31 protein-coding genes are annotated in these 26,104 nt (G+C 58.5%); 2 read left to right on the top strand and 29 right to left on the bottom strand.

Annotated elements, in window-relative coordinates; translation table 11 throughout:
- The 4 genes from H586_RS18460 to H586_RS0106695 all read right to left on the bottom strand — a co-directional run.
- A partial coding sequence (locus H586_RS18460) for a pyocin knob domain-containing protein (RefSeq protein WP_034618691.1) occupies nt 1-889 on the bottom strand: 889 nt, incomplete at its 3' end.
- A complete protein-coding gene (locus H586_RS0106705) occupies nt 876-1,457 on the bottom strand; it encodes a YmfQ family protein (RefSeq protein WP_027181660.1) in 582 nt (193 codons plus the stop codon). The genes H586_RS18460 and H586_RS0106705, both read right to left, overlap by 14 nt.
- Nucleotides 1,458-2,519: a baseplate J/gp47 family protein gene (locus tag H586_RS0106700; protein WP_027181659.1), complete on the bottom strand. Its 1,062-nt coding sequence runs from the start codon at nt 2,517-2,519 to the stop codon at nt 1,458-1,460.
- Nucleotides 2,520-2,538: 19 nt separating this feature from the next.
- Nucleotides 2,539-2,895: a phage GP46 family protein gene (locus tag H586_RS0106695; RefSeq protein WP_027181658.1), complete on the bottom strand. Its 357-nt coding sequence runs from the start codon at nt 2,893-2,895 to the stop codon at nt 2,539-2,541.
- A gap of 51 nt (nt 2,896-2,946) precedes the next feature.
- Here H586_RS0106695 and H586_RS0106690 point away from each other — a divergent pair, with 51 nt between their 5' ends.
- Nucleotides 2,947-3,204 carry a hypothetical protein gene (locus H586_RS0106690; RefSeq protein ID WP_027181657.1) on the top strand — a complete coding sequence of 86 codons (258 nt, stop codon included), beginning with the start codon at nt 2,947-2,949 and terminating at the stop codon, nt 3,202-3,204.
- 2 nt (nt 3,205-3,206) lie between these two features.
- On the opposite strand, the gene H586_RS0106685 is transcribed toward H586_RS0106690, so the two are convergent.
- From H586_RS0106685 to H586_RS0106565, 25 genes are all read right to left on the bottom strand, one after another.
- A complete protein-coding gene (locus H586_RS0106685) occupies nt 3,207-3,827 on the bottom strand; it encodes a phage baseplate assembly protein V (RefSeq protein ID WP_027181656.1) in 621 nt (206 codons plus the stop codon).
- On the bottom strand, nt 3,827-4,921 hold the full coding sequence (locus H586_RS0106680) for a phage baseplate assembly protein (RefSeq protein ID WP_027181655.1): 1,095 nt from the start codon (nt 4,919-4,921) through the stop codon (nt 3,827-3,829). Before H586_RS0106680 ends, H586_RS0106685 begins: the two co-directional genes overlap by 1 nt.
- Nucleotides 4,911-6,302, bottom strand: coding sequence for a DNA circularization protein (locus tag H586_RS0106675; protein ID WP_027181654.1), 1,392 nt, complete (start codon nt 6,300-6,302; stop codon nt 4,911-4,913). The genes H586_RS0106680 and H586_RS0106675 overlap by 11 nt, the downstream gene beginning before the upstream one ends.
- A 9-nt stretch (nt 6,303-6,311) precedes the next feature.
- Nucleotides 6,312-8,279, bottom strand: a complete 1,968-nt coding sequence (locus H586_RS0106670; RefSeq protein ID WP_027181653.1) for a phage tail tape measure protein — start codon at nt 8,277-8,279, stop codon at nt 6,312-6,314.
- A gap of 21 nt (nt 8,280-8,300) precedes the next feature.
- On the bottom strand, nt 8,301-8,462 hold the full coding sequence (locus H586_RS20620; protein WP_155891356.1) for a hypothetical protein: 162 nt from the start codon (nt 8,460-8,462) through the stop codon (nt 8,301-8,303).
- Between the two features lie 20 nt (nt 8,463-8,482).
- A complete protein-coding gene (locus tag H586_RS0106660) occupies nt 8,483-8,908 on the bottom strand; it encodes a hypothetical protein (protein WP_234702940.1) in 426 nt (141 codons plus the stop codon).
- 17 nt (nt 8,909-8,925) lie between these two features.
- Nucleotides 8,926-9,300 (bottom strand): hypothetical protein, encoded by a 375-nt coding sequence (locus tag H586_RS0106655; RefSeq protein WP_027181651.1) that lies wholly within the window; start codon nt 9,298-9,300, stop codon nt 8,926-8,928.
- Nucleotides 9,301-9,391: 91 nt separating this feature from the next.
- Entirely contained in the window at nt 9,392-9,832 is a 441-nt protein-coding gene (locus H586_RS20615) for a hypothetical protein (RefSeq protein ID WP_027181650.1), read from the bottom strand.
- Nucleotides 9,816-10,676, bottom strand: a complete 861-nt coding sequence (locus H586_RS0106645; RefSeq protein WP_027181649.1) for a hypothetical protein — start codon at nt 10,674-10,676, stop codon at nt 9,816-9,818. The genes H586_RS20615 and H586_RS0106645 overlap by 17 nt, the downstream gene beginning before the upstream one ends.
- A gap of 139 nt (nt 10,677-10,815) precedes the next feature.
- A complete protein-coding gene (locus H586_RS0106640) occupies nt 10,816-12,237 on the bottom strand; it encodes a phage tail sheath subtilisin-like domain-containing protein (protein ID WP_027181648.1) in 1,422 nt (473 codons plus the stop codon).
- Nucleotides 12,224-12,433 carry a DUF2635 domain-containing protein gene (locus H586_RS0106635; RefSeq protein WP_027181647.1) on the bottom strand — a complete coding sequence of 70 codons (210 nt, stop codon included), beginning with the start codon at nt 12,431-12,433 and terminating at the stop codon, nt 12,224-12,226. Before H586_RS0106635 ends, H586_RS0106640 begins: the two co-directional genes overlap by 14 nt.
- Before the next feature lie 3 nt (nt 12,434-12,436).
- Nucleotides 12,437-13,045, bottom strand: coding sequence for a DUF1834 family protein (locus tag H586_RS0106630; protein ID WP_027181646.1), 609 nt, complete (start codon nt 13,043-13,045; stop codon nt 12,437-12,439).
- 16 nt (nt 13,046-13,061) lie between these two features.
- Nucleotides 13,062-13,466 (bottom strand): gp436 family protein, encoded by a 405-nt coding sequence (locus tag H586_RS0106625; protein ID WP_027181645.1) that lies wholly within the window; start codon nt 13,464-13,466, stop codon nt 13,062-13,064.
- Entirely contained in the window at nt 13,466-13,678 is a 213-nt protein-coding gene (locus tag H586_RS0106620; RefSeq protein WP_027181644.1) for a hypothetical protein, read from the bottom strand. The genes H586_RS0106625 and H586_RS0106620 overlap by 1 nt, the downstream gene beginning before the upstream one ends.
- Before the next feature lie 89 nt (nt 13,679-13,767).
- Nucleotides 13,768-14,697 (bottom strand): Mu-like prophage major head subunit gpT family protein, encoded by a 930-nt coding sequence (locus H586_RS0106615; RefSeq protein ID WP_027181643.1) that lies wholly within the window; start codon nt 14,695-14,697, stop codon nt 13,768-13,770.
- A 2-nt stretch (nt 14,698-14,699) separates the two neighbouring features.
- Nucleotides 14,700-15,932 (bottom strand): phage protease, encoded by a 1,233-nt coding sequence (locus tag H586_RS0106610; protein ID WP_155891355.1) that lies wholly within the window; start codon nt 15,930-15,932, stop codon nt 14,700-14,702.
- A gap of 171 nt (nt 15,933-16,103) precedes the next feature.
- Complete coding sequence (locus H586_RS0106605) at nt 16,104-16,595, bottom strand: phage virion morphogenesis protein (RefSeq protein WP_027181641.1); 492 nt, start codon at nt 16,593-16,595, stop codon at nt 16,104-16,106.
- Nucleotides 16,596-16,731: 136 nt separating this feature from the next.
- Entirely contained in the window at nt 16,732-18,006 is a 1,275-nt protein-coding gene (locus H586_RS0106600) for a phage head morphogenesis protein (RefSeq protein WP_027181640.1), read from the bottom strand.
- 1 nt (nt 18,007) lies between these two features.
- Nucleotides 18,008-19,609 (bottom strand): DUF935 domain-containing protein, encoded by a 1,602-nt coding sequence (locus H586_RS0106595; RefSeq protein ID WP_027181639.1) that lies wholly within the window; start codon nt 19,607-19,609, stop codon nt 18,008-18,010.
- On the bottom strand, nt 19,596-21,416 hold the full coding sequence (gene terL / locus H586_RS21040; protein WP_155891354.1) for a phage terminase large subunit: 1,821 nt from the start codon (nt 21,414-21,416) through the stop codon (nt 19,596-19,598). Before terL ends, H586_RS0106595 begins: the two co-directional genes overlap by 14 nt.
- A 3-nt stretch (nt 21,417-21,419) precedes the next feature.
- Nucleotides 21,420-21,632, bottom strand: coding sequence for a hypothetical protein (locus tag H586_RS0106585; RefSeq protein WP_027181638.1), 213 nt, complete (start codon nt 21,630-21,632; stop codon nt 21,420-21,422).
- Nucleotides 21,622-23,268 carry a DNA-binding protein gene (locus H586_RS18445; protein ID WP_081701787.1) on the bottom strand — a complete coding sequence of 549 codons (1,647 nt, stop codon included), beginning with the start codon at nt 23,266-23,268 and terminating at the stop codon, nt 21,622-21,624. The genes H586_RS0106585 and H586_RS18445 overlap by 11 nt, the downstream gene beginning before the upstream one ends.
- Before the next feature lie 35 nt (nt 23,269-23,303).
- Nucleotides 23,304-23,603, bottom strand: a complete 300-nt coding sequence (locus tag H586_RS0106575; RefSeq protein ID WP_027181637.1) for a hypothetical protein — start codon at nt 23,601-23,603, stop codon at nt 23,304-23,306.
- Nucleotides 23,600-23,854: a helix-turn-helix domain-containing protein gene (locus tag H586_RS21120; RefSeq protein ID WP_027181636.1), complete on the bottom strand. Its 255-nt coding sequence runs from the start codon at nt 23,852-23,854 to the stop codon at nt 23,600-23,602. Before H586_RS21120 ends, H586_RS0106575 begins: the two co-directional genes overlap by 4 nt.
- The gene (locus H586_RS0106565; protein ID WP_027181635.1) at nt 23,851-24,288 is read right to left on the bottom strand and encodes a hypothetical protein; all 438 of its coding nucleotides are present in this window, start codon (nt 24,286-24,288) and stop codon (nt 23,851-23,853) included. Before H586_RS0106565 ends, H586_RS21120 begins: the two co-directional genes overlap by 4 nt.
- Before the next feature lie 276 nt (nt 24,289-24,564).
- On the opposite strand from H586_RS0106565, the gene H586_RS18440 reads away from it, so the two are divergent.
- A complete protein-coding gene (locus H586_RS18440; protein ID WP_051363901.1) occupies nt 24,565-25,329 on the top strand; it encodes an XRE family transcriptional regulator in 765 nt (254 codons plus the stop codon).
- The last annotated feature ends 775 nt before the right edge of the window (nt 25,330-26,104 follow it).

The raw sequence follows: 26,104 nt of genomic DNA, 5'->3' as shown, positions 1-26,104 counted from the left end.
CGCCGGTTGCAGAAGCGGTGTCTCTGAGGCTTGGGAAAAGGCTGTTAGGCGAAGTGGATGACTTGAGTTCACCAGTAAGGTTCCGTATGGCATCACCGGCCCAGTCGCCTGCCGCTTTACCCGCCGCACCATTCTGCGCGGCCGAGAAGTAGTGTCTGTAGCAAGGCAGAATGATATGCGTATCCGTCAGGCAGTACTTGCCGCAGGAGCCTTCCTGTGCGGCGGCCTCTGCGTCCCATTCCGCCTCTGTGGCCAGGTAGCCCCCGCAGCTGCGCACCCATGCTTCCAGCTGGGGGTAGGTGCCCAGTGTAAATTTTTGTTTAACATTGACCGCCACTGTGCCGGGCAGCGGTGTGCCGGTGGTGGAAAAAAGCAATGCGCCCACAGGCATACCGCCTTCGCCGGAGCCTACCACCCGCCAGTCGCTCCACTGGCCGGTGGAGGTACGGCGGCGGTTCCAGCCGGGGTGGTCAGGGTCGTCAGCAGGCCAGCACACCTGTGTGCGTCCGGCATCGGCAGGCAGAACCATGGTATGCACAAAAGCCCACGTACCAGCAGGCAGCTCCGGTGCATTCTGCACTTTGGCCCGGTCACAGGCGTACAGACTGTTATGGGCGATGGTGTTCAGGTCACCTTCAAATGACGCATGCTGCCCTCCGGCGGAAAATCCCCTGAAACGCTCCGGTCCCAGTTTGAGAATGGCTTCTTTCAGCTGTGCGTTATCCGCTTTTTCCGGCTGTATGCCCGCCTCTGCCAGTACATTCAGAATTTCATCCTGCACGGCATTCAGCCAGTCGGCGCTGACCACGGTGGCAGGTTCCGGTATGGTGGGGTTACCTTCGGTAAAGCGCCCCTCCGCGGTGGCACCTTGTGAATCAATCCGGTGCATTGGTTCCTCCGTATGAAAAAAGGACTTCGGTATGGGCCGGTTTCAGCCTGCGGAAGACACATTCCAGCAGATGATCGCCCCATGAGGACAGGGTTTCGCCCGCGGCGCTGCGTCCGGCGCTGAAGCGGCGTTCGGTAATGGCAGGTGCGGCTACCCCCCATGCCCATTGCCAGTCGCCGTTGGTCAGCATGTCGCCCGCATGTGAACCGGCGCAGAACGGCGGGTATTCGTGCACCACCACTCTGTAGCCAAGCAGCATGGCAAGGCGCGTAAACCATGCCCGCGACAGGCCGGCCTGTTCCTGCACGGCTATGGCCAATGCCATGATGCGTTCCTGCAGCGTGGTATCAGGATGGGAACAGGCATCGGGCAGGCCGTAAACACGCTCCCAGTCCGGCAGCCATTCCTGCGCGCGGAACGGGTCTATGCCCATGACGGCACGTACAGAAGCAGCCAGCGCGGCATCAAGGGCGTTGCCTTCTGCGTGCAGCTGCGCCCGCAGGCGCGGGGCTTCCGCGCTGTAGCTGGTGGGGGGCAGCAGGTGTTGCAACAACCGGATATGGCCCATTTACATGGCCTCCAGCGTCACCTGCCCCGGTCTGGGCCATTGCAGGCGGGTGGCATCCACCACGGCCTGCACGTTAGCGGCGGGGGTTATCAGCTGTCTGTCCTGCACGCCTGCCATGCCGGATATGAGCGCCTCCAGATGGGAACGCACCACAAGGTCGCCCGGCAGCAGTGCGGCGAAAAATACGGCAAGCGACTGCTGAAGCTGCGCCGTTACCACGGGCAGGGTGGTGCCCTGCAGCCGCACGGCGGCGTGCACGTCTATCATCAGCGGCTGCGGGGCCAGCACGGTGACGCCGGCGGCCGTAACAGGGCGCTGTGCATCAATATGCGCCTGAACCGCCGTTACCAGCTCTGCAGCGGGCAAACCGTCGGCGGACAGCACCGCCACGTCCACTGTGCCGAGGCCGCGGCGCAGGGGATACACAAAAGCCGCGGTAACGCCGGGCACCTCCAGCGCCCAGCGCTGATAATCGTAGCGGTTGCCGCCGCCCGGCGGAGTACGCATATGCAGCAGCAGACGCTCCAGCAGCTGGGCGTCGCTTTCGGCATCGGTGCCGCCGGCAAGGGACAGCTGTGCGCCGGAAAGTATGCCGGATGGCGCATTGACCAGCGTTACCGGCTCTGCCGTGTAATCCGGCAGGGCCTTGGCCGTTACGGCCCGGCAGGGCACGGCCGCGGTGCCGGTTTCATCCAGCACAGCCGCCGCCGTGGTGGCAAATTGTTCTCCTGATGCGGGGTGTGCGGCACGGATGCCTGCCGCTGCGGGTGTCTGCGGTGCACCGTGCAGCGTCAGGGTGCCTGTGGCTCTGGTAGCCGGTTTGCGGGTGATGCCGCGCAGGCCGCAATGAATTTCAAGGTATTCGGTATCCGCCGTGTCCGGCAGAATCTGGCGGGCAATCCACAGCTGGTGCTGGTACAACCCTTCGATGGCCGATGCCGTGGCACTGGCCCGCACGTAGTTGTCGCTGTCGGGCAACGTCGCGGCATCGGGCTGCAGGTTTTGCGTATCGCGCAGAATACCCTGACGGATAGCGGCGAAGTCTGGCGTGATATACGGCATGGCGAATCCTGTAATCTGTTCAGATAACACGAACAGGGTATTGGAACGTCTGTTGATTACCGGTTGAATCAGTGGCACAGATAATCAACAGGCATACACCGTTATGCGGCTGCATGGCCGTCACCTGTATGGACTGTGCTCTGCCTGCCTCAACCAACGGGGCCAATGCCTGCTGGGCATATTGCTGTGCAAGGGTACGGATGCGGGGCAGGTCTTTTTCGCGCGCTATTTCGTGCAGGCGCGAACCTACCGTGGGGTCTGCCCACCATGTGCCCAGAGGCGTCATGATGCGCAGATAGATGGCGTTGCCCAGATGGCTGATGCGCTCTCCGGTGTAGTCGCCTGTATATGGATTTAACCCTGCATCGTTTCCCATGCCGCCACTGTAGTGGCGGCCGAGATACAGGACAGGTGGAAGGGGTTCAGAATGTCACTGGAAGAATGGCAGGCGAATCTTGCCGAGTATCGAAAGATTATCATCCTTGCGCTAGTTACCAGAGAGAAAGCGCAGCCGCCTCTCAGGGTCTGGTATCTGAAACATTCCCTGTCTAAAAATGAGCATATCGATTTTGACGAAGCCCTACGCTATGCTGTAGCAGACGGCGAAGTGATTATGCACAAGGGTGATGTGATTATGCGCGGCCCGAACTTTGACCTTGCGGTTAGTGATATAGCTGATCGATAAAATTACTCAGGTTCCCCGGTAGTCCCGCCGGAATCCCCCTGATGGCGGTGATGCCTCTGGCTTATGCCACCGGCGACATGATCTCCCTGCGAGGTTATGTCGCCGGTTGTGTTTATGTGGGCATTTATGCTGGCCTGCGCCTGTTCACCGTCCATGCCGCCGAAGGCCAGCGTGGGGCTGGCAAAGGTTGTGCCCTCAGTCGCCGTGGCCTGCCATGACTTTGTCTGCATGGTGATGCTTTGGGCCGCATTGATGCGGAAGTGGTCGCAGTCGGCTTCTATTATGCGGTCTTTCTTCAGATGGATGCGCGCCCCCCACTGGTTGTAGATACAGGCCTCGCCCTGTGTAACGTCCATGCGGTAGTTGCCGTGTTCTGTGGCCACAATAACGCTGTGGGCGGTACGACCGCCCAGAGGCAGGACAATCAGCTGGGTGCCTTCCGGCGGAGCGCTGGTAAACCCGAAATGCTGAAACAGCTCTGCCGCCTGCAGGCGTTCACCCGCCAGCGCATCGGCCTGCACCAGCTGAACACGCGGGGCGGTGTCCAAGCCGGTAAGCCGCGCCCTGAAGGCAAGGCGTATGGTGGAAAGCGCCCGCGCCACTGCCTGCTGAACCTGTCGCATTACCATATATCCACCACCTGCAGGGCCTGACCGGTTGTGCGGCCGTTGCGCAGGCCGGTATCCGGCAGCCACAGACCGTCCGGCTTTAATGTAAGTTCTGTCACACTGCCGCGCTCTTTACCGCCTGTGAATGTACGGGCGGTACAAAAAAACACATCATCAATATGATGCGGTTCTGAGCAGACGCGCACGCGCTGCCCCGGCTGCCACAACAGGCCCTTGCCTGCGCTGTCTGCAATGCGGTGGCCGCGCACCGTGGCCGTGATGGTAAGCCCGGCACACATGCCGTCTGCCAGCAGTTTGCGGGCACGGCGGGCGGCCAGCGGCTGGGTGTCGCATTCCGGCTCTACCACTATGCGCGGGCGGTATGCTGCCGCGCCGGTATCCGTTGCCTGTGCCCGCAGGTTATGCTGACCGTCCGCGCCTTCTGTCCCGTGAGTCTGCCCCAGTACCGTGACGGTGCTGTACCGCTCCGCCATATCGCGGCGTACAGACATGCCGGTAACGTTATTGCCTTTACCGTCTCTGCGCAGAATAAGGTCTGCCACCGGCGGTGCTGCATAGTCCGGCCCGCTGACAATCAGTGTACCGTCCGGAGAAAACCACGGCCACATGCCGTTGGCCTCTGCCGCGCGTTGCAGCGCATCCCATGCCGTCATGCCAGGCTCCACGGTGATTTTTTCGCGCCGGTCGCTGAAGCTGCCGCCGCCGATGCGCACTTTGGCTATGCCCAGCGGCCGGACAATGGTGCTGACTATATCTGTCAGGGTAACCTCGCGCGCCACAAACAGCGGCGCGGAGCAGTCCACCAGCACGGCGGCATCATCGCGGCCGGTCAGGGCAAGAGTGTGTTCGCCTTTGCTCACGCGCTGTTCCACGCTGTCCACCCTGCCTTGCAATACGGTTTGTCCGCCCACGGCCACATGCACCCGCGCCCATGGTGTCACCTCCCGCGGCAGCTTGCCGTCAGGCAGGCCCAGTGTGACATGCCAGCCATCCGCCGGTGTCATAAGATCGCTTTCAATCTCATAGGTCAGCCAGTCGGTGTGCCCGCGTCCGGCAATGGTTACGGATACACGTTGTTCAGAGGGCATAGACATGCAGCACCTCGCCCCGTGCGATAAAGTTGGGGTTGCGGATGGCAGGATTCAGCCGCGCCAGCTCGGCGGCACGGGTATGGTCGCCGTACAGCCTGTGGGCCAGCAGATGCAGGTTGCACGGCGCCGACACCGTATGCGCCACCAGCGGCGGCCGCTGGTTGATGACGGCGGCCGCCGCCTGCTGTACGGCAAGAGCCGCTGTGCGCAGCGCCTGTGCCGCCGCGTAGCCATCCGGCGGAGACAGCACGGTGCGGGCCTGCGTTATGCAGTCCTGCAGACGGGTACGGGTATTGCCCGTGAGGGCTTCTATCTCGTGCGGGGTCATGGCCGGGGTATCTGCCTCTGCAACCAGCATGGCGGTGGCCTGCGATGCCACAATCTCCGTCTGGGCAATGTTGGCATGTACCGCCACATGGGCCTGAGTCTGCGCTGCCACATCCGTTTGTGATTCTGCCGGCGGGTCTGCCGGCGAGTCTGGCAGACCGGCAAGCAGATCTGCGCCGTCAGAGGGCGGTACCGGCGGCAGAAAAATACCGGGGGACGATTCCGGCAGTCCGGATGACGGCCCCGTGGTGATGGTGCCTGCGTAGCTGCCGACACTGTCGGAATACGGGCGCGTGCCGCCGGACAGCGTGCGTGCCGGAAAAAGACGCGAAAGCCGCTGCCAGTTGCGGTACCCCAGCCCCTGCAGGCCGAGGCTCCGGACAGGGTCGGCCAGCAGCTGCTGTGCGGCTTCCATATCTGCCAGATAGGCTGAAGGCAGATCGAAATACGAGGCTGCATCGTGCACCGAGCGTACGCCGCCCGCATAGTCCTGCAGCGCCCCTTGCAGTATGTTCAGCACCGCAAGGCGCTGAGCAGGAGAGACGTTTCTGGCCACGGTCACAAGCCAGCGTGACAGCGATGCGCCGGACTGTTCCGCCGCGGTACGGGTGGCTGACTGCACGCTGATGTCAGCCGCCTGTGCCCGGGCACGGTGGCCCTGCGCTCCGGCAGCAAAAAACGGCATATCCCGGCCGGCCTCGGCAAATTCCATCTGCACTTCGGCATAGTCCGGCCGTTCACCGTCAAACGAACAGTCCCATGTAAGCACCACCACTTCCACCGGCCCGAACACAGGGTGCATCAGTTCGCCTTTGCCATGCTCGCGCAAGGCGGCACGCAGTGCGTTAAGGCCGGTTTCATACTGCGGCCCGTAAAAAACGCCGGTCAGGCTGATACGCTGTGCGTCGGTGCCCATATCTTCCTGTTCTGCCCCGTCACGGTACGGGTACTTATGTTCCTGCACTGCATGGCTGCCTGTGTCCCGTATGCGCAGCACCTCAAACGTCACGTTACGAAAGCGGGCGTCCTGCAGCGAGTCCTTCCAGCTCATAACCGCCTCCTAGTGCCTGCGTGCATTACGCAGCTGCACAGATTCAACCGCGCTGGCCAGTTCGCGGCCATCTATATTGATATGGGTGTGTACCGTGGTGGTGGAATCGTCGGAAAAAATAAGATTGCCCAGCATATCGCCGAGGCTCTGGCCCCCCCACGCGCCAAAACCTGCACCAATCAGCCCGCCCACACCGGCACCTATGGCGGTACCTACTCCGGGCGCAAAAAATGTTCCGATGGCTCCACCCATCGCAGCACCCGCTTTACCTCCGGCCAGCGCTCCTGCAAGGCCTCCGGCAGTGCCCACGTGGGCTGCATTTTTCTCGTTGCGGGTCAGATCGCCACTGGCTTCTGTGGTAATGATATCGGCTGCGGTCGCAGCAAGGGCAAGCGGGGCGCCGCCCCGCCCGAAAATCCTGCCGAGTGATTTTACCGCCCCTTTGCCTTGCCTGCCCACAGCGCGCACCATACCGGCAACACCGCTAGCACGGCCTCCGCGCAGGGCACCGCCCCCGCCGCGGCCGGTAAGCATGTTCCAGCCGCTCATTGCGGCAGCGGTGGCACCAAACATGGCGATTGCAGTGGCCGCACCGGTAACAACAAATGTGAGTTTAGGAAAACTTTTCGCCGTTTTTACAGCTGTATCAACGATAGAGGCGAGAGGGGTTTTTATGGATTCCAGCACAGCAGAATACGCTATCTCCACCTCTGTCATCAGTCTTTGAAGTTTAAACATGATTGTTTCAGAAACAACATCGTATGAAGTCCCTCCGGCTCCTGATGCGTTCTGCATGGCAGCTTGCACATCTGCGATGTACTTTTTCTGCGACATTTCAGCCACCAGAGCCATCAGGGCTTGCCTGTCCTGCACTATCTGGCCGACCGCTCCGGCCTGCAGTATGTCTGCCATGTCGTTGAGTATGGCTGTCCGCTCCGGTCCTTTTTCTCCGGCGGCGCGCTGCTGCAGGGCGGCAAAGCGTTTATCACCGGCAACAATGCGGGTTTCCAGCAGGCGAATAAAAGTATCCAAAGGCAGAGCACCCTTATCTCGGGCTGCGGCAAGGCTACCGGCAAGGTCGATACCGAATTTTTCAAAATTCCGCTGGGCGTCCTGGCTGTTCATCTTGGCCAGCAGGTTGACCAGGTTGTTGCCCGCCTGATCTTTGCTGCCGGCGGTAATGGCCGATGCCTGCGCTGATGCCAGCAGACGTTCATAACCGGCCATGCCTTTCATGCCCTGAGCGCTGGCCATCATCTGGGGCAGCCAGCGGGCCATGTCTTTCAGCTCGAACCCGCCCTGCTGACCTGCCACAATGGCTTTATCCAGTGCTGCCGGTGCCTGATCGGGTGAAAAAAAGCCCTGTTGGACACCGCGGATGACAATGTCTGCCAGCTCTGTAGAGGCCGCGCCGGAGGCCTGTGCGTATCGCTGCAGCACCGGCAGCAGACGCATGGCCACACCGGTTTCCAGAGCACCGGACGCCAGCATGGCGTCCAGTGCCTCAGCAGCCTGTTCGCGGTTGCCGCCCAGCCGGGCGGCCATATCCACGACTTTTGCCAATTCCGCCATGCCCGCACTGCGTCCTGCGGCATCGCGGTCTGCATACGCCGTGTTTGCCATACGGGCCATGCGCAGTTCAAAATCTACGGGCCGGGCCAGTGCCCGCTGCCCGACATAGGCTCCGGCGGCCAGCCCTGCACCCAGCTGTGCGGTGGACCGGGCCACACCGGCAGCGGTGCGGCCCAGAGCTTTCATGCTGTTTTCCGCCCTGCGGCTCAGGCTGTCCACCGTGCGCAGGCCGTGTACAAGACGCGAAAAGCCCTGCCTGTCTGCTGAAGCTGTGGCCCGTGCAAGCGTATGTGCCGCGTCAGAAGCCTTGCCTGCGCCGCGCGCAACCTCGTCAAGGGCACGCCTTGCCTGCGTGCTCATATTGTCCCGCAGGCGCAAGGCTATCTGTACATCCATACCGGACATGGGCACCTCATCTGAGTATCATTACTTGCTGATGTGTTTATTTTTCGGGACCAGCCGCCGGTTTACCACTCTGCGGGTCCCCGCCGGTTCGCCTGTTTTTCTGCCGCCGAGCAGCTCGATAAAATGCAGCATCTCCGGCTGCGTCATGGCCTGCACCTCGGCATAGGCAAAGCCATGACGCACCAGAACCAGCTGGGCCTGCCTTATCCGGGCAAGGTGGCGCTCGCGGCTTTCAGCTTTTTTCGCAGCGCTTCTTCCGCGGCCAGCAGCACGCCGTATTCCGTATCGGCCAGCGAGGCCAGCATATCGGCGGTTATGTGGGTCACAGTGCCTATGCGCACCAGCGTGCGTGCCCATGTGTGGCGGGTTATGGCGGCCAGCGATGCGCCTTCGCCGGCTTGTGCCATGGCCACTTCCACATCCAGCATGGTAGGCAGACGGATTTCAAAATCCTTATGCCATGTGCCGGATTCGTCACGGTAGCCTATGGTCAGGGTGCCCCGTTCTGTCAGGGCACCGCGGTGCGCCCCCAGAGGCGGGGGTACCGGCTGGATAACGGTGCGACCTTCTACGATGCCGGGACCGGACTGGCTGTCCGGTGCGCCGGGCGTTTGTGCGGGGTGTGTCATGTCTGGCTCCTTGGGGGTTATTCTTCGATTCTGTCCAGAGCGGCCAGCGTGACGTCCACCTTAGCCTCGTTATCCACGCTGTATTTGCGCGAATCTTCCATGCTGACGCAGTCAAGGTAGGATTCGCGCCTGCCACCGGCTGATACGGGATAAATGGTCAGCTTTGCGCCGACAATGTTGTCCCAGTCGGGGGCGCCTTCTTTGGGCACGGGCGCAGTCACACGCAGCGAAAATTCATGAACACCTTCGGAATAGCCGCTGGCGCGGCCTGTGCGGTTCATGGTTTTTACCAGCTTGCGGCCGCTCTTATGGCTGATGTCCACGGATTCAACTTCGTATTCCTGTCCGTCCACTTCCAGTACAATTGCGCCTAAATATTCTTTCAAAGCCATCTGGATGCTCCTTTACTGTAAAAATGAAAGCCCTCGCACCATATATATCTATGATGCGAGGGCTAAGCTGCATGAAGCTATTCAGTATATATTAACTATCTTCAAATTGTATAATTGTTAATATAGATTTTAAAAAATCATATATAATCCACAGTTGTACAAACATAGCTTCCACAAATAAAACATCTATTGTTACCTTAAAGACTATATTTGACTCTATACTAAACAACTCGCCACTATGGATTATATTTATCACCAATGTAAAAACAATAACAATGATAAACTCTAGCATTGCTCCATGCATGGTGCGTGAAATTTTTTTAATATCTACTGGGCAAACTTTATGTAGAATTTTTATTTGTGTCGCAAGAATTGAAGCTAATGAAATAAATATCGCAAACAACGTTATTGATACTTCAAAGGAATTTTTGATGAGAATTTTTTCTATAAAATCACTCTTTGCATACATTGAAAAAAGAGAGATGATCAATGCAACTATTGCAAAAAGAGTATATCTACCTAAAGTAGCCATTTACATATTCGCTTATTTGTTTCGGCAACTGTTCACGGCTTTCAGAGTCAATAGAACTTGAAGGAATATCAATCGTTACTTGATTTTCCCCTAAAACGAATCTGGCTTTTTTCCCAGTAATTTTAACAAAAACATCTCCACCGCCTTGAGCTGCATAATTCACTATATCCGCAAGTTGCTTGTTTTCCCTTGAAACTTCGAGGTAATTTTTATGTTCGGACTTTAATTTTACATTCGTTGTGGCTGCACGAGTTCCTTTTGCCACACTCTTTAGCTCTTCTGACAACATTGCAGACATGTTTGACATGTTTGGAGTAACCAAATGGAACTCGATAGATGTCACTTTACCTTCATTTTTTTTTGCAAAATCCCAGAACGAATTTTTATCGGTTATTGCACTAAACTTCGCAGTTAAATAGTTTTTTTTAAGATAACGGTTTATTTCGGGTGCAATTATTTTATTAACAATCACATCGGTATGAGAAAAGTACATATTTCTCTCTACAGCACATATTTGAACGTCACTTCTGTTTATAATGAAAATTCTCGTAGGCGGGAAACTTTCAATTTGTTCTTTTTTAAAATCTTCAGTATATCTCGATACCTGTTTTTCCCTTGCAATGGTTAGTAAAAAATTTTCTGATGGAGTAATTACATCAAGAGAATGTACAAGCAACTGACGTTTATATCGAAACGTTGCAGCTATTAACGCCTCAGCAAAATGCGAATTCTTTTGGCGAATGACTTTTTCGTAGTCAACCTCACGGTCTAAGTGCAACTGAAATTCGCGTGCAATAGGAATTATCTGATAACGATAAAGATCAAAGCACAACACGTTACTCATCTACTTTTTCTCCAATGGCTTTTGGTCAATCTATATCCGTTTTTTATAAAAAACTAAAGCCATAGGAAAGAGCGCTGCCGCTAGCGGTAACAACGCAGAACAGCAGCGCTCTCTGCTGCTATAGTGGAGCACTCCGCCGTTACAGCAGTAGGTCGATGCGTCCGGCAAACACATGCAGGCCGTTGACCACGTCCACCGGAATTTTGGCGTTAAGCCTGTTGGGGTCCTGACTATCGCGTTCCACGATGACGCCGGACTTGTTGGCTTCCACTTCCTCCACAATTTCCAGCTCTTCCATCTTGACCAGCACGTCCAGAATCTCGCTGCGCACTTTGGGCGCTGTGCGGGCGGACAGCTTTTCACGCGGAAAGCGCAGACTGATGCGTTCGCGCACGGCCTTGCGCACATAGTCAAGGGTACGGATGGTGGTCACATCAAGCAGTGCGATGTCGTCTATGCCCTGGGGGTCCAGCGTATACGTGCTGACGCTGCGTACAATGCGCACGATTTCACCCGGCGCCACTTCCAGCGGGGTGATGCCGTTATGCAGGGCTGTTTCCTGCTCCATACGGCTGAGGCGCCGCGGCACAGGCGGCGCAACAATGCCGGTAAGCGGCAAGGTGTTGAGGGGCCGCGCGGGGTCTTCTTCTCCCGCAATCTGCGCGGCATAGGCCGCTGCCACTTGCCATGAAGTACTTTCCGTACCGGGCAGCAGGGCCATGGTTATACGGCCGGAGTTAATCTGGCCGGCCAGCGTGGTGGCCTGTGCCAGAGTGCCGGTAAGGCCGCACACACCTATGGCGCCGCGCTGTTCCAGTGCGTGGGAAACGGCATCAAGGTGCGTGCGCAAGGCTGTCAGGTTTTCCTGATCCGTGTAGGGGCTGACAATGATGTGGTGCCCCCCGCCGAATACGGCAGCCAGTGCAGCGGTGATATCGGGGTCGGCCTGACCGCCGCTCATGGCCGCGATTTCCGCTGCCACTCCGTCTGCAGTCTCGCTGAGGGCCAGCGGAATACGGTTGCCCAGCGTGCCTTTGTTGCGGGCTGTCAGGGTGACGGTGCCTGTCTGCGCGGTGGCCGTTACGGGCAGTTCCGCACGTGCGTTGACGGCCGCTGCCAACGCGGCGGCCACGGCGGCAGCGGCATCACCTTTTGCCACGGCAATGCGTACACTGCTGTCGGCCACAGCCAGACTGACAACGCCCGCACTGGCGGCTGTGCCCGTGACAGTAACCGTACCGCTGGCGGCAATACCGGCGGCATCATCGGCAACAGGCAGCACATCGATCTGCAGGTACGGGTTGCTGACAATGGCCGCTTTTACCATGGCGTGGGCAATGCTGCCGGTGCCGAACAGAATGCGGGCTTCATCATCTGAAAACACGGCCACGGGCTGACCGGCGGGCTGGGCACCCTGTGCCGTACTTTGCGCCACAATAAGCACGCGCTGCGTGTTGGCCGGCAGCGTGCGTACAGCAAGACGGGTGTTAAACTCTATGTACTTGCCCGGCTTGCGGATGGAAGCGGGCAAGGTGTCGAAACTGACGTTAGGACTTGCCACGGCGGGCCTCCTTGCTGACGGTTTTGGGGACGGAAGCGGCGGATTTGACATCTGCAACTTCCACCAGATCGCCATCCGCCATGCGGCGGCGATAGTACGCTGTATCGGGCACCTCCACCGGTGCACTGTCGTCTATGTGGCGGCGCGGGGTATCTTCCGCGGGAACACGCACGCCTCGGACTGCCTGTACAAGCATGGTTTACTCCTGCTGAAAGGTAACGGAATCACTGGCATCTGCCCGCCCGTCGTCCGGATGCAGATGATACCGCAGGTCAATGCCGCACAGATCATGCGGCGGGGTGCCTTCGCCATCCGGTGCAAGGGGCTGCAGCGGAGCACGCAGTGCATAACGGGTGTGCCATTCCTGCGAATAGACGCTGATGGCACTGGACTGCAGACGGCCATTGAACAGGCTGCGCACCCTGCCCGGCCGGAGCGGTGATATCTCCAGCCCCTGGTCTTCAAAGTCCTGCCCCAGAAGCAACGCCGTTACGTCGTGCAGCATCTGATACGTGCCGGGGGTTGCACCGTCGCCCTTGCGTCCGGCGGCTTCGCCGCGCAACGAGCGCGAGACGGCCAGCACAACCCACGTGGCGGGCACATGCCATACATCATGCGAAGTGCCTGCCGGTGCCGGTTGCCCGGCACCCTGAAACGCCACCCATATGGCCGGCAGAGCCTGCACGATATGAGAGGCCACACCGTCCAGCTGGCCGCCGTAGGTGCCGACCGTACGCAGGTACGGCAGAGCAGCCTGACTGATACGGCCCGCTATTGCATCTTCTATGGCGGCAATGGTTGTCTGCATGGTTGCTCCTGTAGCGTCAGGCCAGCCAGCCGCGCGTGCCCGTGTATATGTCCACGCCGTCTGCCTGTTCCTGCTCCGGCGGGGTGACCTCGGGCAGTGAAGCCCTGCCTGAGGCAACATCGCGCAGCCACGCCACCGCAGCCTTGTAGCGGGTGGCTATGACCTCGGTCTGGGTGGCGGGGCCGCCGGTAAGCCTGTACAGCGCGATGTCGCATACCGCAGTACGCAGCACCGGCGGAACAGCCTGCAGCGGCAGCGCATAGCGCACAGACAGATAGCTGTCCGCTTCGCTGGAGGCCTCCTCCAAGGCCCCCAGCGCAACAGCGGTATCCGGTTCTCCTGACTGGGCGCGATCAGTGACGGCTATCACCTCGTCCAGCCCGAACGCTGCTATCAGATGGTCAATGGTGGCATATGACATTACTTTTTGTTTTTCCCCGATTTCTTCCCGGAAGCAGCTTTCTCCGCTTCGGGTTCAGGTTCTGCTTCGGGCACCACATCAAGAGGCAGTTCAGGCACCGCGGCCTTTGTTTCCTCTTTTCCGGCATCTGCTGTGCCAAGTGGAGTAACCTGCAGATAAGGGTCACTCTGCAGAGCCTGCAGCTGACTTTGCTGCAGCGCATCGCCGTCCACCGTTTCCGGTTCAGGCCCAAAGCACAGGCCGGCCCGAAAGCGACGGCCTATACCTTGAGTAGTGCGTACGAGATACCGCATGTGTCCTCCTACAGCAGCCACGGGATGGAACGGATAGTTGCGGCATCGTACCAGGGGTTGGTGCCGCCGCCGGGCAGCTCGGAAACGCCTATGACTTTGCGGGCCGCGCCGTTCAGGGTGGACGGTACGACCAGCAGCAACGTGTTTTTGCCGCCGGTGCCGAGGCCCAGAGGCCGCCCGCCGTCCGCCTTCATGGTCTGCAGAGCTTGCAGAGCCTGCTCAAAGCTGTCGGCGTTAAGCGCATGCTGGCTGCGTACGGCCATCTGCCAGAACCCGAAACCGGCATTGCAGCGATACCGCACGCCGTAAGGAATTTCGTCTTTGATAAAGACATGTTCATTGTCGGCGTTGGTAATGACCTGCAGCTCGGGCTTGGTACGTTCCTGAAAGATCAGCGGCTTGAGCGGGCGGGATACATCGAGCAGGAACCAGGCGGGTCCGGCATCCGCTGCGGGCACCAGATTGTTGCTGACCAGAGAAACGGCACCGGTGCCGTCCACTTCGGCATAGACGGGGTGGTCGGTGTCAAAGAAGGACTGCCCGTCAAAGCAGTTGGTTGTGTGACCGTTTTTCAGCAGGCCGAAAACCAGCTCGTCGGGATGCGTGGCCGCCCCGTAGCCCATCTCTTCAAACAGCGGGGTATAGATGCCCAGCTGGTCGTCCTCAATGGCGGTGCGGGTTACGCCCACAGTGCCTTCAAACAGCTTGTTGACAATGGCGTAACCTTCTTCCTTCATGTTGCGGAAAACACGGTCGCCCACCCATTCACGCAGCTTGGGAAACTGCCCCAGCCAGCCGTAGGTGTTTTGCGCGTTGCTGCTGGGGATACGCGTTGCGACCTGCGACCACATGGGCTGCGCTCTGGACAGGCCGCGCTGGTAGGCCGCGACAAAGCCGGTACGCAGGTTGGCAAGCAAAGCATTTGTGACAATGGCCATGGCTAGTTTCCTTTACCGCTTTTTGCGGCGTGGTATTCCTCGGGCGTAATCCCGAGCTGGTTGATGACGTAATCTTCTTCTGCCGTCAGGGCCGCGCTGGAGTCCTGCGTACCGGCGGGCGGTACGCCGCCGGTCTGCATGGCCCCAAGGGCCGCCACAGGCACGGCGCTGCTCAGGAAGGTACGCAGTGTGTCGGGGGCATCCTTGGCCAGGCCGCGTGCCCAGCCCTCCACAGCCTTGTTCAGCCTTCCGTCGCTGAGCGCGGCGTCGATTTCCGCATTCAGCGCGTTCTCAATGCTGCTGGTTTCAAGCTCGGCAACACGGTTTTTCAATGCCGCGTTGGCCTGCTGCAATGCGGTGAGGGCCGCTACGGGTGCAAACCTGGCAGGGTCAGGGGTTGCGGCCTGCTGCGTCAGCGCCGCAATCTGGCTGTCTTTGTGCTGCAACACGTCCAGCAGGCTTACGGGGGTGCCCCCGGGCTGGTCCGACGCTGCTGCCGCATCGCTTGCCCCCAGCATGTCTTTGAGCTTGTCCAGCTGCGCCGTGATGTCGGCTGCTGTTGCCGTTACCGGCAAGTTGAGCATCCAGCGCAGGCGTTCCAGTAGTTCATCCATGGTTGTCTCCTGTTCTGTTGTCTGTGCGGCCTGTACGTGCGCAGAGGCCGCGTGCACATTGCCCAGCGCCAGCGCCACGGCGTCTAAGCCGTCCAGCGCGGGGGTGTTGGTCAGGGCCGCGTTGATCAGCGCCAGCACGGCGCCGGTTTCGGGATCAAAAGAAAAGTACGGGGATATGTATTTGTATTCGCCGGCATCAATGTAGCCGCGCGCCTTATCCGTCCAGCTGACGGAGGCGAACAGACCTTTGCCGGCCACATAGACAAGCCGCTGCAGCCAGCCGGAAGCGGGCGCGGGCTGCCCGTTGGCACGGGCGTTCAGAGACTGATGCTCGTAATCTATGACAATGGGTGTTTCGCGGGCCTCTGCGGCTGCGATGATGGCTTCGGCAATGGAGGCATCCATCTGCCAGTGGGTGAGCCTGCCTTCTGTAATGGTGGCAGGGCGGCCGTCACGCGCGGCAAAGCGGCCTTCCGGAAACAACTGGATGTTGCAGCCCGCCGGCAGCTCTTTTTGCGATAGCATTTCCGGCAGATCAGAGTGCCCGGCACCGCCTTGTGACAGCGGCACCGCAAGACTGGCGGCAGGGTATGCGGTATGTCTGGTGGATAAATGCGTCATGCCCCCGATATACGGGGGCACGGATGGTCAGGACAGGTGGAAGGGGTTCAGAAGGTAGGAGTACTTTCTTTGTCGCTGGATAATCCCTTGGCAAAGGGCGTTAGCCCTGCGTTAGATTTTGCGAAGCCGCCTGTTTGCAGACCGATGTCCGCAAGCGGCAATATCTTCGCTCTAATCGCCGCCAAGTGCTTTTCGTACATTGTCACGAAGCACTCCCATAATTTCTTCTTCATCATCCGGCCCGATACCCAGAAACGGGCGGGGCACAACTGTGCCCCATGGTATAGGACCGCCGCGCCCGGTGCGGCCATGGGCACCGCGCAGAGCGCCGAACTGGTGCGTACGGGCGTGGGGTTCGTTGGTGCCTGCCACGGCGAAGTCCGGGCCGTACGCTGTCTGGATGCTGGCTGCCAGCAGGCCCCGCACCTGCAGGATGGGGCTGTCTTCATGTCCTGTTTTTGCGCGTTGGCCTATGGTGACCGGCGAAAGCGGATGCCATGCTTCGCCGCTGACGGGGTCGCGTTCTTCTGCAAAGGCCCGTTCCGAGGCGTCTGCCAGAATGCCGGCCAGCTGCATGGTAACGGGACTCATGTCGCGGCCCAGGTCTGCCAGTCTGGCGAGCTGCTTTTCTAACGCGTCCAGATTGACCGTGATTTCAATCATGGCTATTCTCCCCTATACAGATGAGCGGATGTGACACGGTGATATTCTGCCTGCCGTAGCACGGGCTTTTTTGTCCGGAGCGCTTTGTGGGGTTTCCGCGTTTGCGGGTGGCAGGCCCCACCGTCCGCTCCCTTTTTTACCTGCCTTCTTTCCCGCCCTTATCCTTTGCCCGCAGCTGCCGGATAATGCGCTGCCTGCCTGCGTCATCGGCGCTCAGCCGCCAGAAGCTGACCACATACAGCTCGTCTTTTTTGCGGGTGGCTTTGACCACTGTTACATACCCTTGCGGGTCATCCATAAAGAACAGCAGTTTCTGCGGATTTTGCCGGACAACTTCTCCCCGCTCCACCACATCCTGTATGCGGGCGTAATCGGCCTGCTGCAGTTCCGGATGCTGACTACGCTGTTTTGCATATGTCTCAGATGAAAGCCGTGCAACCGTGGCGCCCGTATCCAGCTGTTCCGCGTGGTGCGGTGCCAGCTTTGCAACAGGAAAACTGCCCTGCGGCGCGGCCTGCCATTGCGCAAAAGCCGGTCCGGCTGTCAGGTGGCGCACTGTGGCGGCTGCTGCAGGGTGGCTGGCGGCTTCAAGCTTTTGCACTGCCTGTGCCAGCATATGTTCCATACCGGCGGCACCGGCGTTGTACGAAAAGCCTAAGTCTGTCCAGGCAACAGCTTCTTCGCCGCCTTTGCGGGTTGCCGTGCCGGGCAGGCGGTATCCTGTGACTTCGCGGTTATGTACCTCGCCGGTGCGGGAGTCTGTGACCTGCTGCTGTCTGGTGACCATACGGCCCGCGCTGCTTTCCACCTGCAGGCCCTCGCGCTGCAGGCGATGGCCGGACAACGTCCGCACGCGGCAACGGCACCCCCAGCCGTTAGGCGGGTAATGGCTGCCCCAAAAGGCATCATCATGGGCAAACACTCTGCCGTGCAGGGCGCTGTGCGCCGGGCGCGTTTTCGCATCCAGCACCGCCACATACTGCCAGTACGGGCGGGCAGCAGCATTTTGCCGCTGCTGTCTGTACCGGCCGGCCATGTATGCTGTCTGTACATTCTGACGAAAGATAAGCCGCAGCCGTGCCGGACTGCCCATGCGCACGACACGCGGGGTACCGTCCGCGCCTTGTTCCAGCCGTTTGCCCCACCAGCCTTTTTTGCGCAATACGGGTTCCAGCTGCTGCATGAACCAGCGCTCGCTTTTGCCTTCGCGCAATTTTACCGCAAGGGCATTGCGTATATCTTCCAGCACATCCAGCTTTGCCACACCGGCCACGGTAAACGCACGGGCATGGGCCTGCTGCCACATCTCATGCCAGTTGGCAGTTACGGCATAGCCCTTTGATTCAAAGTAGGCGATGGCATCGGCGGGCGGCAGGCCGATGGCATAAGAAAGGTTCACAGGCTGCGGCATACTATGAGTCCGGACGCTGTTCGTCAGAGGCACTGAGGCTGCCCCACACTTCGGCCACAAACAAGGCCCGCGCCAGCAAGTCTTCCAGCTGCCCGCCGTCCATCTGCGGATACAGTTCCCCCAGTCTTCCGAGCAGATCAGCGGGGTCAGCTCCCTGCCGCACCTCATCCATCAAGGGGGCCAGCATGGCTTCCATAGCCTTATGCAGCTCTTTATCCGGCACGGGAACAGCGTCCACCGCAGTCTGGTCGGGGTAGGCATCACCACCTGCCGGTGCTGCAACAGCAGACAACGCTGCCAGAGCTGCAGGCACTGCGGGGCTGGCTGCAGGCGCAACAGGCATAAGAATGTCTTCATCCTTGCCGGCCACAGGAATTTTAAGTTTTTCATGCACCCATGACGCCGGAATGCGCATGACCGCAGCGAGCTTCGGCAGCGCATCGGCATACTGGGTCAAGTCTTCTGCCTCACGCGTATCAAAGCGGAACCACGGCAGCAGACGCGGGTCGTTTACACCGCTGTTGAGGATGGCCAGCGGCGCCAGCACCTGACGCGTCAACGTACCGGCCAGCTGCAGCGCATCGGAGATCAGCAGGTCATGCCTGATTTCGTTATGCACGTTGCCCAGGGCATTGGTGCTGGTTTTTCCGTCGGCCTGACTGGTCAGCGTGCCCCCCAGAATGGCTTTGCTCATGCCGCGTTCGCAGCGGTCTGCCAGCGCCCCGAAATGATCATGGCTGCTGTTGGCCGGCGTTTCAAACAGGATTTCCATCCCCTGAGGAATAATGCCGGAAGCATCGCGCCCCAGATACTGCAGCGCCCGACGCAAAGCGGCTTTATCTTCCTTGCTGCTGCCGGGGGGGTATTTGCCCAGGCGGAACGGCAGGCCATGCACGTCAACATATGCGGCATGGGCGGACAGTGCATATTCACGCAGCAGAAAGCTCCACGCCAGTACACGGAACAGACCGGCACGGGGCAGCCAGCCGGAACGTGAACGGTGCACATGCAGCACCCAGCCGAAGGGGAGAAGCTCTGCGCCTTCTGATGTGCCATCACGCAGCCGGAGGCTGTTCAAATTATTCGGGTGCGTCTGAAACCACGTCTGCGGGCGGAAATGAAAAGCCTGCGGCAGGTGCAGCGATCCTTCGCGGCCCCATTCGATTTCAAGCGCGGCAAAGCCGTGGCCTATGGCGTCAGCCATATCCAGCATCAGGTCTTCCACATTGCTGAGGGCTTCAAACTGTTCTTTAACCGCTTCCGCTACCCGTTCCGCCTTGGCATCTCCTGCACGCCCCGGCTGAATGTCCCAGTCCAGCGTCAGGAGAGCGCGCTTGCGCTTGGACAACTCTGCCGCCAGATGGTCGCAACGGTCTTCCATATCGGCAAACAGTTTGTGCTGCTCCAGTATTTCACCTTCATCGGCCGACTGCAGTATGGTGCGCAGGCGTGCAGGCGTCAGCCCGTGTGTCAGGTTGGCCCATTTGTTCAGCACTTCCAGCGTGCCGACGGCGGAGTATCCATCGGTCTGCTGCAGCCCCTTGGCCAGTGCCGAACGCACAAAGCCGCGTGCAGCTTGCATAAGGTCATTAAAAGAAACCACGGGAATCCTCCTCGATGTCAGACATTCCCCTGAAGGCATTCGCCTGCGGAACGGCTTCAAAAGCGTCCCTCAAGCTTACAAAACCGCCCGATGCCAGACGCCAGAGCATTTCAAGGGCATCCGGGCCGTCATCGTGATCTGCTTTGGGAAAGTGCCGTAACTGGTCAATCAGCGTATTCTGGCTGGAATGCACTCTGATGCGCCCCTGAGCCATATAGGGCTGCAGCGTTTCAATGCGCAGCAGTTTGTCGGTACTGTTGGTGATGGGCCGGACAGGCAGGGGAATCCCCCTTTCCGCTGCGCGCTGGGTCAGGACATGCGCAAAAAATTCCTGAAACTGCACAGCCTCTACCGCCCACATCAGGCAGCGGTACTGCAGATGAATGGCAATAATGTCTTCGATTATCCTGTCGGGATGCCGCTTGCGGATAAGGGCTTCCACCACATCCAGCGTCATGCTGGCACGGTTGAATCCGCCTACCAGAATGGCCGATGGGTCACGGCCGGCACCATGCTTGCCCAGTGATGGGTCCACCGCGCCGAACAGCAGCCAGTCGCTGCGCCTGTCCACCCAGAAGGCAATACAGGCGGCAAAAGGGGCGCTGTCGGAAGAAAGCGGATCGTTCTGCTGTTCGGCATCAAAGGCGCTATGGTCTTCTGCCCGTTTGAGCATCAGCTTGTACAGCGGACGCATGGCCGGCCACGACACCACCGCACCGCGCTGCATGGCCTGTGTGTTCTCGTTGTAAAAACGGTCGGCGGACTCCTGACCTTCCGCCTGCAGCAGGTTTTCCCACTTGTCCCACAAGTCCATGCGTTCAGGCCAGGTGACGATGGCGCGAAAGGCTTTGGACCGCCACATGGGCTTTTTCATGGTGCGGGCAAGCACGCTGTCATAGTGCAGGATGGTACCCACATAGATAACATCCATGCTGTCGTCGGCTGGTCCCAGCGATAAGACAGTACGCTGCAGCCAGCCCTGCAGCTTGTCGCGTTGCTCGGGTTTCTGTACGTTCTCGTCGTTTTCCAGATCGTCCAGAATGGCCAGATCAGGCCGGTACGGGCCATGACGCAGCCCGCGCATACGCTTGCCGGCGCCCAGAGCCTGCAGTTTGATATTACCGGCGGTTACTGTGGTCGCTTCGTTCCACACACGGCCGCGCCCGCAGGCCTCTGCAAAGTCCATGGCTAGCCGCGGATTCGCTTCCAGCTCAACCTTGACAGCTTCCAGCAGGGCGGCGGCCTGCGTCAGCGCGTCAGCTATCAACAAAATATAGTGCTTACGCTGGGTAACAACGCACCACAGTACAAAAAACAGCGCCACATAGGTGCTTTTCGCCTCGCCACGCGGTGCGGCAACTGCCAGTTTGATGCCGGTTACAGCCTCAATAATGGCGGGCACTTCCAAAGCGATGGCCAGTTCATTTGTTTCAGGCATAACCTTGCGGCAGGCGGATACGGTTTTGTTAAAGCTGTCGGCAAGGCTGGCCAGTATATCCGCCTTTTGTGCGGCGCTTAGCTCACTGTCCGTATCATCACGTAATTGATCTATTAATGCTTTGTGCTGCACCAGATAGTCGGCAAGCATCTGGCGGGTGACACTTTCCACACCGCCGGTAGCGCCGGACATGAGGGCACAGGCAAGGCGGGCCTTGTCCCAGTCGTCGCCTTCGGCCTTGGCTTTACGCTTCCAGCGGGCGGCTGTGGACGCAGGCACCCCGCCCGCAACTGCCGCACGCTCTAACGGCAGCTGGTCATAAATATAGGCGCTACGCACCGCACGGCGCGTTTCTTCCGCGTGGGCCATGGGTTACCATCCAAGTGTTGCTTTAATGTAGGCGATACTGGAAGCTACAAGGGCACCGGTAATACCGCCGGCAACACCCCCTGCCACTGCCCCGGCACTGGCCGCACGCCTGTCCATGCCATCCATACGCTTATCCAGTGCATCAAGTTTGGCGTCCATACGCTCCAGCAGCATCAGCTCCTGTGTTCGTGCTTCCGTAGGCTTCTCATCGTGCATTTCTGGCTCCGTCGCGTTCTATCAACCGGTCAAGTTTGGCATCCATGCGCTCCAGCCGGGACATGACCTCGGCGCGCATAGAACTGTAATCATCACGCCGCACGCAGGTGTCTTCCAGCTCATCCTTCATATCTTCGGGCACGCGCACCGGTTCAAAGCCGTTTTGCACGTGGTGTTCCCAGCACTCGTCAGGCGACATATGTCTCCGGCGGCCTGTTTCATCTGTTATTTTAGGCAGCGCACGGTGCGGTGTGGCGTTATATTCCACAACACGTTCAAGCATCAGCTCCTTAAAGTCTTCCCAGCTGGGCAAGAACGCTGTCTGCACCTTACGCTTCAAGGCTTCTCTGGTGATTTTGTACACCTTCTTCGCTGCGTCCTTGTCCATGTCACTATGCGTGCATGACGGCAGGCGTTTGGCCACAGGCTCGCAGATGGTGCCCACAGCCCGTTCCATCAGCCCTTTGCCCTGCGGGCGACCGGGTAAGGATGCAGCCCGCTCAATACCCAGTCGGGTAAGAATGCCCGTCCCCTCGGTCGACAGTTGCAGATTGTCGTAACCGGGGCCGTTGTCGGCATAAAACATGGCAGGGATGCCACCGAACATGCACGCCATGCGCAACGCATCAAGTACGCTCTGCATGTTTTCAGACATGCTCAGCGAAATGCCAACGCACCGCCTCGTGGCGACATCCAGCACCAGGGTAACTTCCGGCTTGAATGGTCGGCCGTTCAGTGGGTTGCGCACCTCTGCATCAAAAGTAGTTCCGTCGGCTGTGTAGCAATCTGTGGGCAGCATATGCGTTGTTGAACGCCGCTTGCATGGAGCCATGGAAAGCAGGGCATTGCCCGTTTTCCGGCCCCGTGAAAGCTCCGGCAGTGCCACTTTTTTGGCCCAGCGGCGCACTGCATCCAGAGAGGGCGCCTTACCGGTCAGCTTGCCGCTTTCATACGCGGCAAGCAGGTCTTTATGAGCCTGCACCATAGATGGCTTTTGCGGTTGCTGAAAAAAGCTCAAAAAAAGCGGTGCCCAGTCCGGTACGGTATAGTCCGGCTGCCGGTGCTTAGGTGCCAGAGCTTCCTCGCCGCCGCGTTCATAATCGCTGCACCACGCATACAGCCTGCGGCGTGAAATGCCGCGCTTTGCCTTACCGTTGCCGGTCTTGTCATTGGCTACGGAAACCAGCTGTTGCAGATGCAAAGCAAGGCTGCCATCTGCCGCTGCGCTGACAAGGCTCTGTATGGCCGCTTCTTTTCCTACAACGCCCATCAGCCGATGAACTTCACGCACAAAGGCCAGTCTGGCAGTTGCGACTTCGCGCTGCCGTTTGCTGAGGCCCGAAAGATTGCCAAGGCGTGAGGCAATGCCCGCCCGGCGCCCGGTTCCGGCAGCATCCGGCACAGCTGGCACTCTGCCGGAATCAGGGTCTTGCATACGCAGCAGGCCGGCAGCTATGGCCCGACGAGTGGCCTTTGGCATAGATTCCACCAGCCACTCGTTGCCACCCCCGCGCCCTTTACGAGGCCGGGACTGCCAGCCTTCGCGCTTAGCCTTGGCTAGCACTCCCTTAGCTTGAGACAGGTTCAGATGAGCTATAAGCTCTTTGGTGGTGTATGCGTCCTTGTACATCGTCATAAATACTCTCGCGTTGTGAGTTCCGGCCCTGACTGTTAAGAACCATCAACCGTCCAAAACTCCGGGGACTGATGCGAATAGAACGCAACGCCCTCAGCCATTGCGCGGGATAAATCTACAACCATCTTCAACGCTTTGTTGTCGTCAGCCTCCAGCGTAACGGGACTGTATTTATACCCCTTGCCGTCGTAGCAGAGGGTACAATGCAATCCCACAACACTTGTCACGGCAGGTATAGGCCCATAACACAGGGGGATTGCGCCATTACCACACTTTGTATCAATCCGGACAATGCCATTGCGGCAAATACTGGCGACTACCTTTTGGGTGCTCATGCCACGCTCCTCTGTTGCAAATCCGCCGGCAAGCTCAGCACATCTGCAGGGCATCCCATCTCCAGCAAGGCTTTCAGAACCTTGCGGTGATTGCGTCTGCCTCTTACCGTTGCCGCAACAGCCTGAGGGCTAACCCCGACCTGTCGTGCAACATCAGTCATTGACAATCCGCGTGCGTCCAGAAATTCTCTGATCCGATACGGCTGACGGTGTATTCCGGCTCCGGTTGCCGCATGTGCATTCCCAATCATCGAATTGACTCCAGTTGTTTTTTACGACGCTGTAACGCTTTGATCTGGTCTTCAACTTCCGCCTGCTCCAGACGCAGCCTCTGCGACTCATCAATCACAGTGCCACCATGCACGGCAGCCTGAACCGCCAAAGGCTCAAGACTGCCAACAACGTCACAAAAGACAGCTAATGCACGATGGCTAGGCATATGTTCAGGGGATGAAGGAGATAACCACTTTGCCAGAATCTGATCTGAAAGCTGCTTGGCGTTTCCACCGGTAAGACGCACGCCCGCCTGCAATGCCAGTGCGTTCATGCGGTCAACAACCTCCTCACGCGAAACCCTGTTGCGGCTACAAAAATGCTTACAGGCTTCGTTCATGGCAGATTTGATTTCCCTGTCTAGCAGGGCAACCCTGTTTGCCACGTTGTCGAAGAGGGAAAGCTGCTTCATTTCTCCGTCCATCAAAGTCACATTTGGCGTCAAAATTTAGTAAAAAATGGGACGTTGACCGTTGCATGGAGCGGCTGTAAACTGAGGTTGAACTTGTATCTCCGTTTATCAACCGCCCATGTCTTCTTTTAGGTCAAAATACTGTCCATATCAAGCAGAAAAATGGGTAAAGGTTTGATTTCTGCCTTGCGTGCTGTTTTTCTAGTCAAAAGAGCTAATTAGTACACAGCGCGCAATTTTGTACAAAGTAAGACTTAATCCGCGGAACATTTACCCATGAAAACGCTAGGTTCAAGAATAAGAGCCGCAAGGGGCGCAACCTCTCAGGATGCCTTCTCCAAGCAACTCAAGATCAGTAAGGGTTCCCTTGGATTTTACGAGCGGGACGAAAATCTGCCCAACACAGATGTGGCACTAAAAATCTGTTCAGAAACTGGAGTCCGCTTAGAGTGGCTTCTGTTAGGGCACGGCCCTATGTATGATCATGAACGAACGGCAATAGAGCATGCACGATCCGGCATTGCGAAAGCTGGTGATCCTCTTTCTTTGGTGAAGCTCAACGAGCCGGCGCCCTTTGATGAAAGGGCACTGAATCGCTGTCCCCAACAACCAAAGGAAGGTGTTGAAACGGTTTGGATTCCTCGTTTGAAGGCTCGTCTCAGTGCGGGGGGCGGCAGCTTTGAAGTGGAAACGGAGTGCAACGGTAAGTTTGCGTTTCGTAAAGACTGGATTCGCACAAAGGGAAATGCGAATGACATGGTGCTGATGGAGGTTTCAGGCGACAGCATGGAGCCGGATATATGCGATGGGGACATGGTATTGATTGATCAGAGTAAGAACCAAGTCATCGCCGGCGGCATATTTGCTGTCGGCGTCGAAGAGACTATCATGGTCAAACAATTAGATATGGAGCCTGGCACTCTCGTCATCCGTTCAAAAAACAAAAGATACCAAGATATAAAAATACCACGCGGGAGCGACCTGGCGGAAAACGTTCGCGTTATAGGTCGCGTTATTTGGTGGTGTCGAGAGGCCCGTTAGAGCCGCACTTAGGTAATAAAAAAAGCAGGTGCCCAAACAGCGCCTGCTTTTTTATTATTCTTAACCAAAGTTGTGCCAAAAGTTGCGCAGCTTTTTCCATTTTTTTATATTTTCTTCACAAATGCCATTGCGCGCGATTCGACACGTCAAATACGACTAATAGTCCGTTTTAGCTAAAGAAAAAGCACACGCAAGCCTCTCTGGCGTATGTGCCAAATTAACTAGCTCCCCACACTTTTCGGATTCGACTCGCGCGGCCCGCGGAGCGGGGCGCATCCTTCTTGTATTGGGCACGGGAACCTCTACCCGTTCCCCTTCCCCCCCCTTTCCCCCTTAAAGGGGGGCACGGGAACCTCTATTAATGGGCCAGTATCATCCGGTGCGTGTCTTGACGTGCGCGGGTCCTCCGGGGGCCCCCAATTAACAGGGGTCGTGGCAGGCGTGTTTTGTCTGCGGGTGTCGGGTCTGATTTTTTTTGAAAAAATGAAAATGGTGCAGCCAGAGCGGCCAGTGCAGTCAGAGCGGCCAGTGCAGCCAGAGCGGCCAGTGCAGCCAGTGCAGTCAGTGCGGCCAGTGCGGGGCCGTGGCAGCGCCCTTGCCCGCTTTTGGGCAGATGGGGGTGCGGCATGAGTAAACAGCATGACGACCGCAGCGCCGACACAAAGAAAAACAGCAGCGCGGGCGGGCGCAAGACCAGACCGGCAAAGAACACGCCCAGCGCGAAAGTGGCAGAGGCCGCAAGGCAGGGCCGCGATGCAGAGCACGACAGAGCCAC

It is taken from the genome of Oleidesulfovibrio alaskensis DSM 16109 (genome assembly GCF_000482745.1).
GTDB classification, from domain to species: domain Bacteria; phylum Desulfobacterota; class Desulfovibrionia; order Desulfovibrionales; family Desulfovibrionaceae; genus Oleidesulfovibrio; species Oleidesulfovibrio alaskensis.
The sequence above is the reverse complement of the archived record's forward strand: the minus strand, read 5'-3'. Positions and strand labels throughout refer to the sequence as shown.

Coding starts and splice junctions, on each gene's coding strand:
- H586_RS18445 (WP_081701787.1), bottom strand. CDS start 23,268: ATGACGATGTACAAGGACGCATACACCACCAAAGAGCTTATAGCTCAT.
- H586_RS0106625 (WP_027181645.1), bottom strand. CDS start 13,466: ATGTCATATGCCACCATTGACCATCTGATAGCAGCGTTCGGGCTGGAC.
- H586_RS0106575 (WP_027181637.1), bottom strand. CDS start 23,603: ATGAGCACCCAAAAGGTAGTCGCCAGTATTTGCCGCAATGGCATTGTC.
- H586_RS21120 (WP_027181636.1), bottom strand. CDS start 23,854: ATGATTGGGAATGCACATGCGGCAACCGGAGCCGGAATACACCGTCAG.
- H586_RS0106660 (WP_234702940.1), bottom strand. CDS start 8,908: ATGACACACCCCGCACAAACGCCCGGCGCACCGGACAGCCAGTCCGGT.
- H586_RS18440 (WP_051363901.1), top strand. CDS start 24,565: ATGAAAACGCTAGGTTCAAGAATAAGAGCCGCAAGGGGCGCAACCTCT.
- H586_RS0106695 (WP_027181658.1), bottom strand. CDS start 2,895: ATGGGAAACGATGCAGGGTTAAATCCATATACAGGCGACTACACCGGA.
- H586_RS0106615 (WP_027181643.1), bottom strand. CDS start 14,697: ATGGCCATTGTCACAAATGCTTTGCTTGCCAACCTGCGTACCGGCTTT.
- H586_RS0106670 (WP_027181653.1), bottom strand. CDS start 8,279: ATGTCCGGTATGGATGTACAGATAGCCTTGCGCCTGCGGGACAATATG.
- H586_RS0106700 (WP_027181659.1), bottom strand. CDS start 2,519: ATGCCGTATATCACGCCAGACTTCGCCGCTATCCGTCAGGGTATTCTG.
- H586_RS0106600 (WP_027181640.1), bottom strand. CDS start 18,006: ATGCCGCAGCCTGTGAACCTTTCTTATGCCATCGGCCTGCCGCCCGCC.
- H586_RS0106705 (WP_027181660.1), bottom strand. CDS start 1,457: ATGGGCCATATCCGGTTGTTGCAACACCTGCTGCCCCCCACCAGCTAC.
- H586_RS0106685 (WP_027181656.1), bottom strand. CDS start 3,827: ATGCGACAGGTTCAGCAGGCAGTGGCGCGGGCGCTTTCCACCATACGC.
- H586_RS0106605 (WP_027181641.1), bottom strand. CDS start 16,595: ATGATTGAAATCACGGTCAATCTGGACGCGTTAGAAAAGCAGCTCGCC.
- H586_RS0106565 (WP_027181635.1), bottom strand. CDS start 24,288: ATGAAGCAGCTTTCCCTCTTCGACAACGTGGCAAACAGGGTTGCCCTG.
- H586_RS0106635 (WP_027181647.1), bottom strand. CDS start 12,433: ATGCTTGTACAGGCAGTCCGAGGCGTGCGTGTTCCCGCGGAAGATACC.
- H586_RS0106655 (WP_027181651.1), bottom strand. CDS start 9,300: ATGGCTTTGAAAGAATATTTAGGCGCAATTGTACTGGAAGTGGACGGA.
- H586_RS0106645 (WP_027181649.1), bottom strand. CDS start 10,676: ATGAGTAACGTGTTGTGCTTTGATCTTTATCGTTATCAGATAATTCCT.
- H586_RS0106690 (WP_027181657.1), top strand. CDS start 2,947: ATGTCACTGGAAGAATGGCAGGCGAATCTTGCCGAGTATCGAAAGATT.
- H586_RS0106585 (WP_027181638.1), bottom strand. CDS start 21,632: ATGCACGATGAGAAGCCTACGGAAGCACGAACACAGGAGCTGATGCTG.
- H586_RS0106610 (WP_155891355.1), bottom strand. CDS start 15,932: ATGACGCATTTATCCACCAGACATACCGCATACCCTGCCGCCAGTCTT.
- H586_RS0106680 (WP_027181655.1), bottom strand. CDS start 4,921: ATGCCCTCTGAACAACGTGTATCCGTAACCATTGCCGGACGCGGGCAC.
- terL (WP_155891354.1), bottom strand. CDS start 21,416: ATGGCCCACGCGGAAGAAACGCGCCGTGCGGTGCGTAGCGCCTATATT.
- H586_RS0106630 (WP_027181646.1), bottom strand. CDS start 13,045: ATGCAGACAACCATTGCCGCCATAGAAGATGCAATAGCGGGCCGTATC.
- H586_RS0106675 (WP_027181654.1), bottom strand. CDS start 6,302: ATGAGCTGGAAGGACTCGCTGCAGGACGCCCGCTTTCGTAACGTGACG.
- H586_RS20615 (WP_027181650.1), bottom strand. CDS start 9,832: ATGGCTACTTTAGGTAGATATACTCTTTTTGCAATAGTTGCATTGATC.